13 protein-coding genes are annotated in these 14,970 nt (G+C 34.8%); all 13 read left to right on the plus strand.

Going from position 1 to position 14,970, the window contains the following annotated elements:
* The first annotated feature begins 1,701 nt into the window (after nucleotides 1–1,701).
* The 13 genes from QWY78_RS02025 to QWY78_RS02085 all read left to right on the plus strand — a co-directional run bounded on the left by QWY78_RS02025 (nucleotide 1,702) and on the right by QWY78_RS02085 (nucleotide 14,845).
* Complete coding sequence (locus tag QWY78_RS02025) at nucleotides 1,702–2,937, plus strand: ABC transporter ATP-binding protein (protein ID WP_290216049.1); 1,236 nt, start codon at nucleotides 1,702–1,704, stop codon at nucleotides 2,935–2,937.
* Nucleotides 2,924–3,946, plus strand: coding sequence for a glycosyltransferase (locus QWY78_RS02030; protein ID WP_290216051.1), 1,023 nt, complete (start codon nucleotides 2,924–2,926; stop codon nucleotides 3,944–3,946). The genes QWY78_RS02025 and QWY78_RS02030 overlap by 14 nt, the downstream gene beginning before the upstream one ends.
* A 171-nt stretch (nucleotides 3,947–4,117) precedes the next feature.
* Nucleotides 4,118–4,372, plus strand: coding sequence for a glycosyltransferase (locus QWY78_RS02035; protein ID WP_290216053.1), 255 nt, complete (start codon nucleotides 4,118–4,120; stop codon nucleotides 4,370–4,372).
* Nucleotides 4,373–4,615: 243 nt separating this feature from the next.
* On the plus strand, nucleotides 4,616–5,482 hold the full coding sequence (locus tag QWY78_RS02040) for a glycosyltransferase (RefSeq protein ID WP_290216054.1): 867 nt from the start codon (nucleotides 4,616–4,618) through the stop codon (nucleotides 5,480–5,482).
* A gap of 4 nt (nucleotides 5,483–5,486) precedes the next feature.
* Nucleotides 5,487–6,380 (plus strand): glycosyltransferase family 2 protein, encoded by an 894-nt coding sequence (locus QWY78_RS02045; RefSeq protein WP_290216056.1) that lies wholly within the window; start codon nucleotides 5,487–5,489, stop codon nucleotides 6,378–6,380.
* A 14-nt stretch (nucleotides 6,381–6,394) separates the two neighbouring features.
* A complete protein-coding gene (locus QWY78_RS02050; protein ID WP_290216058.1) occupies nucleotides 6,395–7,432 on the plus strand; it encodes a glycosyltransferase family protein in 1,038 nt (345 codons plus the stop codon).
* Nucleotides 7,429–8,391: a glycosyltransferase family 2 protein gene (locus QWY78_RS02055; protein WP_290216060.1), complete on the plus strand. Its 963-nt coding sequence runs from the start codon at nucleotides 7,429–7,431 to the stop codon at nucleotides 8,389–8,391. Before QWY78_RS02050 ends, QWY78_RS02055 begins: the two co-directional genes overlap by 4 nt.
* A gap of 24 nt (nucleotides 8,392–8,415) precedes the next feature.
* Nucleotides 8,416–9,534, plus strand: coding sequence for a glycosyltransferase (locus QWY78_RS02060; protein WP_290216062.1), 1,119 nt, complete (start codon nucleotides 8,416–8,418; stop codon nucleotides 9,532–9,534).
* Nucleotides 9,527–10,504 carry a glycosyltransferase family 2 protein gene (locus tag QWY78_RS02065; protein ID WP_290216064.1) on the plus strand — a complete coding sequence of 326 codons (978 nt, stop codon included), beginning with the start codon at nucleotides 9,527–9,529 and terminating at the stop codon, nucleotides 10,502–10,504. The genes QWY78_RS02060 and QWY78_RS02065 overlap by 8 nt, the downstream gene beginning before the upstream one ends.
* 28 nt (nucleotides 10,505–10,532) lie before the next feature.
* On the plus strand, nucleotides 10,533–11,507 hold the full coding sequence (locus QWY78_RS02070) for a glycosyltransferase family 10 domain-containing protein (protein WP_290216066.1): 975 nt from the start codon (nucleotides 10,533–10,535) through the stop codon (nucleotides 11,505–11,507).
* A 33-nt stretch (nucleotides 11,508–11,540) separates the two neighbouring features.
* Nucleotides 11,541–12,512 (plus strand): glycosyltransferase, encoded by a 972-nt coding sequence (locus tag QWY78_RS02075; protein WP_290216067.1) that lies wholly within the window; start codon nucleotides 11,541–11,543, stop codon nucleotides 12,510–12,512.
* A gap of 15 nt (nucleotides 12,513–12,527) precedes the next feature.
* Complete coding sequence (locus QWY78_RS02080) at nucleotides 12,528–13,682, plus strand: polysaccharide pyruvyl transferase family protein (protein WP_290216068.1); 1,155 nt, start codon at nucleotides 12,528–12,530, stop codon at nucleotides 13,680–13,682.
* A complete protein-coding gene (locus tag QWY78_RS02085) occupies nucleotides 13,682–14,845 on the plus strand; it encodes a glycoside hydrolase family 88 protein (protein WP_290216069.1) in 1,164 nt (387 codons plus the stop codon). Before QWY78_RS02080 ends, QWY78_RS02085 begins: the two co-directional genes overlap by 1 nt.
* The last annotated feature ends 125 nt before the right edge of the window (nucleotides 14,846–14,970 follow it).

Genomic DNA, 14,970 nt, shown 5'->3' on the forward strand with positions numbered 1-14,970 from the left:
CGCGAGTTGAGGAATTTTCTTAGAAGAAATTTTAATTTTTTAGCAAAAAGATCCAGTCTTGATTTTTTGGTTCTTTTGCATCAAGGCAAAAGAACAATAAAAAAATTGACTGATGTTAGCGCTCTTTACAAACAATCTCCCACAGACTCCCGCAGCAGCTAAACTGTAAGAAACAAGTGCCACCCATCGAAACTATAGCATTGACTTAGGAGCTATTTGCGTTAATAAAAATTAAAATTTCTTCTGGGGTGCTCTTTCAACGTGCAAAACTTAAAAATTCCTTTTGTTCGAAGCGCGGACAATACCTTTGAATTTAGGTGAAATTTCAAATCCGCGCGAGTTGAGGAATTTTCTTAGAAGAAATTTTAATTTTTTAGCAAAAAGATCCAGTCTTGATTTTTTGGTTCTTTTGCATCAAGGCAAAAGAACAATAAAAAAAATGACTGATGTTAGCGCTCTTTACAAACAATCTCCCACAGACTCCCGCAGCAGCTAAGCTGCAGGCAACAAGTGCCACCCATCGAAACTATAGCATTGACTTAGGAGCTATTTGCGTTAAGAAAAATTAAAATTTCTTCTGGGGTGCTCTTTCAACGTGCAAAACTTAAAAATTCCTTTTGTTCGAAGCGCGGACAATACCTTTGAATTTAGGTGAAATTTCAAATCCGCGCGAGTTGAGGAATTTTCTTAGAAGAAATTTTAATTTTTTAGCAAAAAGATCCAGTCTTGATTTTTTGGTTCTTTTGCATCAAGGCAAAAGAACAATAAAAAAAATGACTGATGTTAGCGCTCTTTACAAACAATCTCCCACAGACTCCCGCAGCAGCTAAGCTGCAGGCAACAAGTGCCACCCATCGAAACTATAGCATTGACTTAGGAGCTATTTGCGTTAATAAAAATTAAAATTTCTTCTGGGGTGCTCTTTCAACGTGCAAAACTTAAAAATTCCTTTTGTTCGAAGCGCGGACAATACCTTTGAATTTAGGTGAAATTTCAAATCCGCGCGAGTTGAGGAATTTTCTTAGAAGAAATTTTAATTTTTTAGCAAAAAGATCCAGTCTTGATTTTTTGGTTCTTTTGCATCAAGGCAAAAGAACAATAAAAAAAATGACTGATGTTAGCGCTCTTTACAAACAATCTCCCACAGACTCCCGCAGCAGCTAAACTGCAGGCAACAAGTGCCACCCATCGAAACTATAGCATTGACTTAGGAGCTATTTGCGTTAAGAAAAATTAAAATTTCTTCTGGGGTGCGCTTTCAACGTGCAAAACTTAAAAATTCCTTTTGTTCGAAGCGCGGACAATACCTTTGAATTTAGGTGAAATTTCAAATCCGCGCGAGTTGAGGAATTTTCTTAGAAGAAATTTTAATTTTTTAGCAAAAAGATCCAGTCTTGATTTTTTGATTCTTTTGCATCAAGGCAAAAGAACAATAAAAAAAATGACTGATGTTAGCGCTCTTTACCAACAATCTCACACAGACTCCCGCAGCAGCTAAACTGCAGGCAACAAGTGCCACCCATCGAAACGAAACAATCCCATTCTATTTACACAGAAAATAAATGAAAAGAAGCAAAACAACTTAAAACAAATATCCTTATTTTTGCAACACCTCTTCCCCATAAAAGCCAAGGTATAAGTAAAAAGAATCATCTAAAAAACAAACGTAATTAATCTCACCTTTAACCTCTCACCCTTCCATTGAACCCAAATACCGCCATACGCGCAGAAAACATTTCCAAACAATACCGCCTCGGTGAAGTTGGTACCGGCACGCTAACCCATGACCTCAATCGGGCTTGGGCAAAACTTCGTGGCAAAGAAGACCCGTTCCTCAAAATTGGCGACAGCAACGATCGTTCTACCAAAGGAGAAAGCGATTATGTGTGGTCGTTGAAAGACATTAACTTTGAAATCGAGAAGGGCGATGCCGTGGGAATCATCGGCCGCAACGGAGCGGGGAAATCAACCCTGTTGAAATTGCTGAGCCGCGTGACCAAACCTACCACCGGACATTTTGAAGTGCAGGGCAGGATTGCCTCTCTCTTGGAAGTAGGCACCGGTTTTAATCCTGAAATGACGGGCCGTGAAAATATTTTCCTCAATGGTGCCATTCTCGGAATGCGTCGCCAGGAAATTAAAAGAAAGTTTGATGAAATTGTTGACTTTGCAGGCGTAGAACGCTATATCGATACGCCTGTAAAACGCTATTCTTCTGGGATGTATGTGAGGCTCGCTTTTGCCGTTGCGGCACATTTAGAATCGGAGATCTTGATTGTAGATGAAGTTTTGGCGGTTGGAGACGCTGAGTTTCAAAAGAAATGCCTCGGCAAAATGGGCGATGTCTCCAAAGGCGAGGGAAGAACGGTTTTGTTTGTCAGTCATAATATGGCAAGTGTTAGAAACCTTTGTAGTTCAGGGATTTATCTTAAGTATGGTAAAATAGAATTAAAATCTAATATTGAAAATATTGTTGAAAGTTATCTAAATGACAATGATTTTGATGAAACTATTCAATTACAATTTATTCAAAAAAATAAAGATAAAATATTAGATTATATAGAGGTTCGTTCTCTAAATGATTCTAGTTTAATCTCTGGTGAATCTTTAATTTTTAACCTTCGATTAAAAAAAGTTCTTGGCAAAATAGATATTCACATAGGAGTCTATGACAGAAATGATGAAAAAATTCTAAATTTATCTACGGAATATTTTCCTGACTTTAAAACTGATAAAAATAGTTTTAATTGTGTTTTAAAAAAAAATCCTTTACCAGAAGGTAACTATTACGCACATGTGTTTTTTAAAAACTTATTTTACGAAGAGTTTAATTCACATTGTTTAAAATTTACTGTTCTAAATGGTGATTTTTACAATCAAGGTCGAATTACAGAAAAAATTCCGTCAAAAATTTTAGTTGAACATGAATGGAAGTAGATTGAATATCCTTGTCGCTAATAATTACCTTGAAATGATAGGTGGCTCAGAAGTTTTCACTTACGCACTTATAGAAGAACTTGTGAAAAAAGGACATGATGTAGAATATTTCACTTTTCATAAAGGATTTGTTTCGACAAAAATTGAGAATGATTTAGGAGTAAATTATAAATCAAAAAATAGATATGATTTAATTCTTGCTAATCATAATACCTGTGTCGAAGAGTTATTTAAACTCGGTTGCATTATACAAACATGTCACGGAATCTTTCCTCTGTTGGAACAACCATGTAAGTTTGCTGATGGATTCGTAACTATATCAGAGGAAGTTCAGGATCATCTCTTTAAAAAAAATTATCGCAGTAAATTAATTTTAAATGGGATAAACTTAGATAGATTTCGATGTACTAGACCGATCGGATCAAAACTGAAAACAATATTAAGTTTATCTCACTCTGAAGATGTTAATTCCATTATAAGTGGAATTTGCAAAAAATTAGAAATTAATTTTTTGCAACTTAATAAAATGATAAATCCTAAATGGAATATTGAACATGAAATTAATAAAGCAGATTTAGTTATAGGATTAGGTCGTTCTGCATACGATGCCATGGCTTGTGGGCGGACTGTTATAATTTTTGATAAAAGAAACTACATGAAAGAATCTTTTGGAGATGGATATGTTACTGCCAACAATATAGATAATTTTATAAAAAATAATTGTTCAGGAAGGTATAGCAATAATATCATTGATGAAATAAAATTAGAGAAAGAAATTTTAAAATATAATCCTTTCGACGGAAAATTACTTCGAGAGTTTGCGGAAAATGAATTATCAATAAGTACTAATGTCGATGTTTATTTAGATTTCTATTATGAAATCAGGAATAAATTTAGTAATAAATTTAAAAGATTAAATATAATTTTGATAATAATCGCAGATTTTAAAGAAAGAAACATTTATAATTTGAAAGTATTTATTTATAACCTGATAATTAAAAAGCATTAAATATTTATTTATAAAATTGTTGATTTTAAAATTGTGATATTGATTTTTTATTAACTAAATTATAAAACTAAAATACGCTATTATATTTTCCTGTTTTGGAAATGGAATATAACAAGTATATTTAGTGATCTAATAAAATTATGAGTATAAAAATATATTTAGAAAAATACAATGAAGATTTCTGTTGCTTTATGCACTTATAATGGAGGTAAGTTTTTAGGAGAACAACTGAGTAGTATTTTTTCTCAAACGCTCCCAGTTGACGAGGTTATTATATGTGATGACTGTTCAACTGATAATACGGTAGAAATTATTCAAAAATATATTTTTTTGAAATATACGCAGATAATAGAACGTATATACCAAACCAAAAATCATTACTTGAAACGAACAGAATGTATGAACATAAAATATATTTTCCCTTGAAGCATTGGCAAATATATAACCACTACGATGATGTCGACTTGTGGATCGACCCCTCAAACTGCAAAAACAAGTTGATTTTTGGACGCAAATGAAGTTTATTTTGAAAATTATTGGTTATCGGTGATAAGAAATAAAATATATACCTTTTTTGAAAGACTTGAATGAAATAGAGAATGGAGTAGAAGTGCGGAATTTTTTTACATACTGCTTAATAACATAAAGAGAAAAAACAAAAACTAATAGATGAAAGATTTAGTTTCAGTTTGCATACCTACATATAACGGCGAAAGATATTTACAAGAAGCTTTGGATTCTGTTAAAAAGCAGACCTATACAAATATTGAAGTCATAATTTCCGATGATCAATCTACAGACAGCACTTTAGCGATCTGCGAAAGATTTAGAAGTGAAGTTAACTTTCCGGTTAAAATTGTTAATCATGAACCTGCGGGTATCGGCGCAAATTGGAATAATAGCGTTCGCCATTCTACTGGGTTGTATATTAAGTTTCTTTTCCAGGATGATATTTTGCTACCGCACTGTATTGAGACTATGCTTAAATATATGCATGCATCTAAGCTTGCAATTATAGCTTCAAAAAGAGAGATTATAGATGAAAACTCATGTGTTGTAAAAGAAGGAGGATGGGTTGAAAAATATGGTGATTTACAAAGAGGTGCAGGTTTAGAAGTGCAGGATTTTGCCGTGCTTACTAAACAGACCATAAAAAATCTGAAGTTCGGATATATCATTAATTCAAATATGATTGGCGAGCCTTGCGTTACCATGTTCACTCGTGAACTTTTTAATCGAATAGGGCCATTTAGTATAGCATTAAAACAGATGTTAGATTATGAATACTGGATTAGAGTTCTTGTAAAATACAAAATTGGCATCATTGAAGAAAAGCTGGTCTGTTTTAGAGTACATGAAGAACAAACTTCTTACCTAACCAGTTTGTCAAAAAATAATGAAGCAGATTCTATAAGACAAACATTTTATCAGAAATTGCTAAGATATACGGGATCCGATATTAAAAAATCATATTACATTGAGAAGTATGTGTTTTTGAAAAAAATATTGTTATTAAAATCAAAGGTAAAACTTTAAATCAATGGCCAAATTAGGAATTGTTATTCCCTACTTTAAACTTACTTTTTTCCGGGAATGTTTAGAATCTTTGGCGACTCAAACCGATCAAAGATTTACGGTGTATATTGGTAACGATGATTCTCCCGAAAATCCAGAAGATTTATTAAATGAATTTGAAGGGAAATTTACTTTTAGTTACAAAAAATTTGATGATAATTTGGGAGGCACTTCTTTGACGAAACAATGGGAGCGATGCATTGAAATGATGGATGGGGAAGAATGGTTGATGATTTTGGGCGATGATGACTGTCTTTCAAAAAATGCTGTTGAAGAGTTCCGGATCCATTTGCGAAATATTGAAAAAGAGCAAGTAAATGTGGTGAGTTTTCGCTACCAACAGATTGATGAACGAAGTAGAATTATAAAACAATTCCCGCCAAGACCTGCTTTAGAAAATGCGATGGAAGCATTTTGTGATAAAATCAGAAATATTACTTATACTTCATTATCACAGTATATTTTTAGAAAATCAGCATTTGACCGTCATCAATTTCTCGATTTGCCATTGGCTTGGGGAAGTGATGATTTCGCTGTATTAAAGATTGCCGACAATAACATGGTTTATAATATTCAGGCAATTGTAATGGTGCGGATGTCCAAAGAGAATATTTCGGGAATGAAAACTTTAACTGTAGAAAAATCTGCCTCTTTACGGGTGTTTTACAGCAAGCTTTTTAGAGAAATAACGATGAATAAAAGACAAGCAGATATTTGTAGCGACCTTTATTTTAATCTCATATTGCACACCGCTAATTTTTGGGAGTTTTTTTATTTTTTTAGGATAGTTTCTTTTAAGGTCTCTTTAAATTTGTGGTTATATTTTGCGAAAGTATCTACAAAAAAATTAATAAGTTAAATAAGCAGATAATTGTGAATATTCTTTTTGCATACGATATCAAACAAAATGACAATGAGTTTGTACGCATCCATATCGGGGTTTTAAAAAATCTTGGTTTGAATGTCGTCGCTTCCAAGCAAGAGTTTTGGAATCCTACTGTTGTATATGATATGGTAATTATCAATTGGCCGGATTGTTTTTTCTCGTGGAGAACAGATATTTCAAATGAAGAAGTAAACCTACTGAACACAGCATTGCTTCAATTTAAAAAATCAGGAACGCAGATTCTTACCTTCTTTCATGACGAATACTCTCATTTCGGGCGTGGATCTAATTTAAATTTACTATTTGATATCTGTTATGGTAATGCTGATATTTTAGTCCATTTGGGAGAATATTCGAAGAAAAAATACGAAAGAATTTATTCGAATGCTACTCATTATATTATTCATCATCCTTTGTATGAAGAGTTTATAGTAAATATGGACAAACAAAAAAGCCGTAAAATGCTGGGAATTAAGGAGAAAGATATATTGGTGATTGTTCCAGGTGCAATTAGGAACAAAGACGAAATAGATTATGCTTTAAAAGTTTTTAAGAGTTTGAATGTTCCTGCAAAAAAATTAATTTTTATGCGAACCTCTTATCTACAAAATCCAAGTAAAATTAATTCAATGATTGCGGTAAAATCATTATTGCATTGGTTGTTCTTTAAGCATAAATATAAATATATAGACAAAATTATATTTAGAAGTGGCTATATGCTAACTGAAGAGGTTTCACATTATTTTGCAGCAGCAGATTTGGTTATTATCCCCCGAGTTGATATTTTAAATTCGGGAAATATTATCTTAGCTGCGCAGTTTGGTAAACAGATTATTGGTACAGGAAAAGGAAATATGGCTGAACTTTTAAATTTTTTGGGACAACATATATTTGCACCAGAATATATTGAGGGAAAGCACACCGTTCCATTTGAAAAAATTAATACAGAAGTTCAGAAAAAAATAGAGCAATATTCGGGTTTGAATGCGATCACAAATCAATGGAAGAAAGTATTAAACTTATGAAACTCTCCCTCATCATCCCCGTTTACAATGCCGATAAATTTCTGACGCAATGCTTAAAAAGCCTTTGCAATCAAGATTTACCGAGTTCAGAATATGAAATCATTGTTATTAATGACGGTTCTTCTGATGGTTCTTCCAAAATAATCCAGGATTTTCAAGAAAAACAGTCCAACATCATTGCTATCAATCAAGAAAACAAAGGCGTTTCTGCCGCAAGAAATGCAGGATTAGAAATTGCGAAAGGTGAGTATATCACTTTTGTAGACGCGGATGATTTTATCAAACCCAATTCTTTGCAACCCATTATTAATTATTTAGAAAAAAAACAGTTAGATATTTTATATTGCAAAATTGAAATCATTACCGAACAGGAAGAACATCTTTATTACCTGCCAGAAACGGGAAAAGAAGAGGTAATAAAAGTGGGTATCGAACATCCTCGCCGTACTTTTCCAGCGACTTTTTACAGAAAAGAAATTATTAATGATTTACGATTTTGTGAGAAAATTTCAATCGGCGAAGATTCCCTTTTTAATGCAATCGCGCAATCCAAAAGTAAACGAGTTAGTTATTATTCTGCAGATTATTATTATTACCGAGACACTCCAAACTCTTTGAGTTCTTCTAAAGACTTCCCCAAAAAAACAAAGGCAATGGGAATTGCAATCTACGAACTTCAGCATTATAAAAAAGAAAATTTCCCCCAAGCAACTGCACTTGAAACGCAATATTTCGATCAGGTCTTCAAGATTTTCTTAACCAGAATAATACAATGGAGTGTTTTGCCGACCTTAGATAAAGATAAATTTTTGAGGTTTAGAAAATTTGTAGTAAAACACCAATTTAATAATTTATTAGAGGAGCTATCGGTGGCATTTCCTTCTCTAAATAAATCGTTCTCACAGTTTTATATTTCACAAAAAGTTTCTCGATTAAAAAATTTAATTTTGCGCAGATAAACTTTCTTCAGTTATTTATTTTTAATGAAAAAAATTCTCTTTCTTATTCCCAATTTAATGCACGGCGGCGCAGAAAAAGTCCTCGTCAATTTGGTGAATAATCTCAATCCATCGAAATATGAGATCACCCTCTTCTCGATTTTTGATCAGGGCGTCAACAAAGAGTTTTTAAATCAAAATATCAATTACCAGTACAAATTCAAAAAAGTGTTTCGCGGAAATTCCCATTTTTTCAAATTATTTTCTCCCGAATTTTTGTACAAATGGTTGATCAAAGAAGAGTATGATATTGCCATTTCCTTTCTAGAAGGCCCGGCTGCAAGAATAATTTCGGGTTGCCAAAACCCTGCAACAAAAAAAATAGCTTGGATTCATACTGAAATCCAAGATCAAAGCACCGCGAAAGTGGGGTTTCGAACTTTGAAAGATGCTAAAAAATACTACGAAAAGTTTGATAGGATTGTTGGCGTTTCGCAACAGGTCGTGGAGGGCATTCAAAAATTCATCACTACGAAAATTCCCACGCACGTTTTATACAATGTGAATGATACGGAAACCATTATTGAAAAAGGAAAAGAATCCGTTGGCGCTATTTTTTCGCCCGAAATTCCTACCCTGATTTCCGTCGGAAAGATTGTAAAAATAAAAGGATTTGACCGCTTATTAGAAGCGCATAAAAGATTAAAAGAGCAGGGAGGTGTGCATCAAATTGTTCTGGTTGGGATTGGAGCCGAAGAGGCTGCGCTCACAAAAAAAGCCAAAGAATGGGGGTTAAGTGATAGCTTTAAATTGGTAGGGTTTTACAAAAATCCCTACAAATTGCTGGCGAAAAGTGACTTGTATATTTGTTCTTCGCTTCGCGAAGGCTTTAGTACTGCCGTCACCGAAGCCCTCATTCTCGGAATTCCCGTAATTTCTACCGAAGTTTCAGGTGCAAAAGAATTGCTCGGCGAAAATAATGAGTTTGGTATCGTAACCGAAAATTCTACCGAAGGACTTTACCAAGCGATGAAATTGCTATTAACACACCCAGATCAATTAACGCATTTTAAACAACAAGCCGAAATTCGGGGCAACGAGTTTTCCACAGAAAAAACCGTACTTGCCGTTGAAAATCTATTAGATTCCTTGCGCCATGAATGATTTGATCAGTATTATTATTCCGGTTTTTAATAATGAAAAACATTTGGAAAGATGTGTAAAATCGGTTATTGCTCAAACCCATCAGCATTTGGAAATCATCATTATCAATGATGGTTCGCAAGACCATTCTGCTACGATTATCGAAGAATTGGCTGCCCACAATCGCAGAATCATCACCTTTCATCAGGAAAATCAAGGGGTTTCTGCCGCCAGAAATAAAGGATTGCACTTGGCTACAGGAGATTTTATTGGCTTTATCGATGCCGATGATGAAACCTATCCCGATTTATACGAATTTTTACTCCAAAATTTACTGCTACATCATGCCGACATTTCCCACTGCGGTTTTGAGTGGGTAAAGGCTGACCATACCCTAAAATTTCATGACAGCGGTATTGTTTTGGTACAGAATAAAGAGGAGGGTCTTTCAGAAATGCTTTCTGGCCAAAGAGTAGAGCCAAGCACTTGTAATAAATTGTACAGAAAGTCGGTGCTTCAAAATGTGTTTTTTCCCGAAGACATCAAAACAAATGAGGATTTATTGTTTAATGTAGAAGCTTTTTATAACGCCGAAAAATCGGTTTTTGAAGATCAAATAAAATATAAATACCACAGCAATTCAAACTCTGCTTCGCGCTCCACATTTACTTTAAAAAAAGCCGAAGACCTTTATAAAGTTGCGCAAAGAATAAAAGAAATTGTAGTGGGCGATGGGTTATTAGAAAAAGCAGACCAGTTTTATATCGGAAAATTATTGACGATCCTGCAAGCCTTACAAAACAATCAACTTCAAAAAACAGAATTTGCAAAATCCTTACGACAAGAACTTGCTGCTTTAAATTTCAGTAAATTGGGCCTGCGAATCCAGGTTTTAAAAATGGTTTTGGTAAAATTTCCTTTTCTTTATCCTGTTTTTCGTTTTGTGTATGATTTGTTTTTTATGAAAAATCAAAAATGGAAAAACAATTAATCAATTCTTACTTTAAATAATTTGAAGAATGAAAAAAAATTGCAAAATAAACTTCATTGGATTTTGGGCTGGATTTAATAAGAATAAAAATTTTTTTACTGATGTTTTAGAAAAGCATTTCCATATAGAAATTTCCGATTCTCCAGATTATATTTTTTGTTCGGTCTTAGGAGCACCTTATGAAGAGTGCAATTATGACGGTATTCGAATTCACTTTAATGGCGAGAATTACACTCCAGATTTCAATATCCACGATTATGGAATTTCTTATAACGACTTAACTTTAGGTGATCGTCATTTACAATATCCATTGTATTTGATTTATTTCAAACCATTGTTGCTTGCACCCAAAAAGCACTTAAATATTGATGAAAACATTCTAAAAAATAAACCATATTTCTGTAATTTTATCTACGGAGTGAGTCGCGAGTACAGAGATAAGGCATTTGATATGATAAATACATATAAAACTGTAATGTCTCCAGGAATAGCTAAAAATAATTTACCAAATCATCCCATCATCAAAACACAGGATGAAAAATTAGAATTTCAAAATAAATGTAAATTCACTATTGCTTTTGATAGTACTGAAGAACCCGATTTCGTAACCGAAAAAATTCTACATGCATTTGCGTCGGGAACAATTCCTATCTATTTTGGTGATCCCAATATTGGTAAGCACTTTAATAAAAAAGCATTTATCGATGTTGCAGATTATGATTTCGACTTGGATAAAGTTTTGGAAAAAATTATAGAAATTGACCAAAATGATGAATTGTATTTGAGTATATTAAAAGAACCTGCCTTTAATGATGAAAATTACATCGCAACTAAACAAAAAGAATTTGAAGATTTTTTAGTTCATATTTTTTCGCAAGATACAGAAAAAGCATACAGAAGAAGTTCAATTGCTGCGCCAAAAAATCACAATGAAAGATTGAAAGAATACAATAAATTATATAAGAGTAAGCTTCATAGATTGGTGAAAAAAATTATCAATTAATACACATCAGAATTAAAATCGTACTCATTACCCATGAACAAGATAAGCATCATCATTCCAATTTATAATGTAGAAAATTATCTTCCGCAATGCCTGGACAGCGTCCTCAACCAATCCCATCAAAATGTAGAAATAATTTTGATCAACGATGGCTCTACGGATTCTTCTGCGCATATTTGTGATGAATTTGCGAGACGGGATGGCAGAATTCAGGTCATGCACCAACAAAATGCCGGTGTGGCAGTCGCCCGAAATGCTGGCCTCCAAAAGGCGACCGGCGATTTTATCAGTTTCGTGGATGCCGATGATCTGCTGCATCCAGAATTTTATACAAAATTACTAGGCTCCCTGCAGAAACATCACGCAGATATCGTAGAATGTGGCTTCCTGCGCTTCGCCAATGATGAAGACCTGCCCACACAAGAAACCCAAATGAAAGGGAGCGAAAAAACGTATGCGACAGAAAAAGCCTTGGAGCTGCTGATTAGGGAAGAAATAAAACAGATGCCTTGCAATAAACTTTTTACCGCACAAGTAAACAAAGGGATTTTATTTCCGCCAGGCAGAAAACATGAAGATGATTTCTGGGCTTATCTTATCGTGGGCAATGCGAAAAAAATCGTGGTCCGCGACGAAGTCCTGTATTTCTACCGCCAACATATCGAAAGCAATATGGGACGGAAATACAATGTAACCAGATTAGAGGGCTTATTAGCCATTGAACAGAGAATAGCCTATATGCGCGACCATTTTCCAAACCTGGAAAACGCCGCCGCGAAAACATTTTGCTTAGGCGCTTTATGGCATTACCAACAGCTCCATAAAAACAAGGAAATCGATCCGGATAAATCATTGCGGAAAAACATCATCCACCGAATCAAAAAATACAACAAAGTCGAGGTTTTTAGCAAATGGAAACCTAAAGAAATTTTCTGGTACCAGTTTTTTAGATGGCTACCAGATGAATGTGTGAAATGCCGAACGTATATGAATATTGGGATTTAGAACTTTTTTTACGACATGAACAAAATAAATTTATATTACCACACCGGAAGTGCCAATCACGGTTGTGAAGCAATTGTACGAGGTACGCATGAAATTTTGGGCGGAAAATTAAGGTTGTTTTCTTTCCAACCAGAAGAGGATGTGAAATACAAACTCAACGAAATCGTACAAGTAGAGGCCGATACCGAAACACCCATTGCCAAATGGACTTTCAACTATTTATTGGCGGCTTTGCAATATAAAATTTTTCGGAAAACAAGTCTGGGAACGCAATGGAAGAAAAATAATATCTTTTCAAAAGTGATTAAAGATGATATTTACCTGTCCATTGGCGGTGATAATTACACCTATCAGGGCGTCTGGGAACTCGCCGATTATAATAAAATCCTGCAGAAAAAAGGGGCGAAAACCGTCTTGTGGGGCTGTTCAATTGATGAAGAATTAATTCCCAATCTCCTTGATGATCTTAACCGTTACGATCTGATTATTACCAGAGAAACTTTAACAGGTGAAGCTTTGCAAAGGGAAGGCGTAACCACCCCAGTGAAACTTTGTCCCGATCCTGCTTTTCAATTGAAAATAAATAAAGTCCTTTTGCCCCCAAATTTCTCCCCAGAAAATACGGTCGGCATTAATCTGAGTCCCCTCATTTTAAAATACGGAAATGCAGACCTCATTCTTAAAAATTTTGAGAACTTAGTGCACCATATTATCGAAAATACCGCGCTGCAAATTGCCTTTATTCCCCATGTTGTTGTTCCCGGAAATGATGATCGAACCGTCATGAAACCTATTTTTGACAAATTTGAGCAAACCCATCGGGTCGTCTGGATTGATGATTATTCCTGTTCCGATTTAAAAGGATTTATTTCACACTGTCGGTTTTTCTTGGGCGCCAGAACCCATGCGACCATTGCAGCCTACTCCACGGAAGTTCCCACCATTGCCATTGGATATTCCATGAAAGCAAAGGGAATTGCAAAGGATATTTTTGGTACTTTTGACCAGTATGTCGCTCCCGTGCAGAATTTTGTGAGAGAAGATGAATTAATCAAGTCTTTTCAATGGCTCCTGCAAAATGAACAGCACATAATACAGCATTATCAAAAAACCATGTCTGATTACAAAACAAATGCACTACTTGCCGCCGAATTTTTAAAAGAAATATAATGCACAGCCTTTTTTTTTATTTCCTTCTGCTTTATTTCTTGGGCACTGCAATATTCTTTGCGGTCGATTTTTATTTTTGGTGGATGGAGCGTTTTCCCCGCTGGAAAATTGGCCGCTGGGAAAAAGAGACAGACTGGAGGAGCTGTGTTTTTAAACGGGGTTTGAAATGGTTGCCTAAAGTTCCTGCGGTACCGGTAACACAAAATAAACACCTCTTGCTCATTGACCTCCTGCGTGGTGAATTTACCCGCAAATGGGTTCAAGCTTGGCAAACAGGCGGTTTACTCCTGGGCGTTTCTGAGTATTCTTTAGAACAGTCAGCGGAAGCCCACCGCAAAACAATCCTGCATTTTATCGATGAAAACGGTCACTGGAAAACACCGCCAAAAAATGTGGATTTCGCCATTTTAGCATTTGCTTTTTTAAAAAACCATCCCCATCCAATTTTCTTAAAACCTGCAATGGATGAAGTGATTGCAATCATCGAAAATCAAATCGGTGAAGACGGCTTAATTGCGTATTCAACCCGCAAAAATATTCGGTATGTCGATACTTTAGGCTTGGTTTGTCCTTTTTTGGTCTTGTATGAAAATACCTATCAAACCAACAAATACGCAGAATTGGCTGTTTCACAAATAGAGAAATTTGTAGAATTTGGAATGTTTAAAAATTCTTTTCTGCCGGTTCATTCTTATGAAAAATCGTCCGGTTTTCCCGTGGGTGTTTTTGGCTGGGGACGAGGAACGGGTTGGTTTATTTTGGGGTTAATGGATTCTTATTTAGCATTAAAAGCAGGCGAATTAAAAGCAAGACTGGAAAAAATAGTGACCGAAACTGCGAAATATTACCTGCAATTCCAACGAGAAGATGGTGGATTTGGCGTTTTTATTCAAGATAAAAATACCTACGACAGCTCTGCCACCGCTGTTTTTGCTTATTTCTATGCGTGCTGTTTTGAAATATTCGGGAACCCAGACTATTTCACATCTTTGGAAAAATCTTTAAAAAAACTCCAATCGTTCACCAGAAGAGATGGTGCTTTAGATTATTGTCAAGGCGATACTGTTGACATCGGAGTTTTTTCCCAAAGATCAGACATCATGCCATTTGCTCAAGGAATGCTTTTACGCGCATTGAAAATTTATAAAAATAATCAAGGATAAAATAGAAATTATAGCGTACAAAATTCCCCTTCTTTGAAAGGGTGGCAAAATTTAAAGAATTTTGACGGGGTAGTTTTAGGAGAAGTGAAAAAGAAATAGTGAACTTTGTGAATCCCGAAATTTCG

The organism is Kaistella yonginensis, assembly GCF_030409525.1.
GTDB lineage: Bacteria > Bacteroidota > Bacteroidia > Flavobacteriales > Weeksellaceae > Kaistella > Kaistella yonginensis.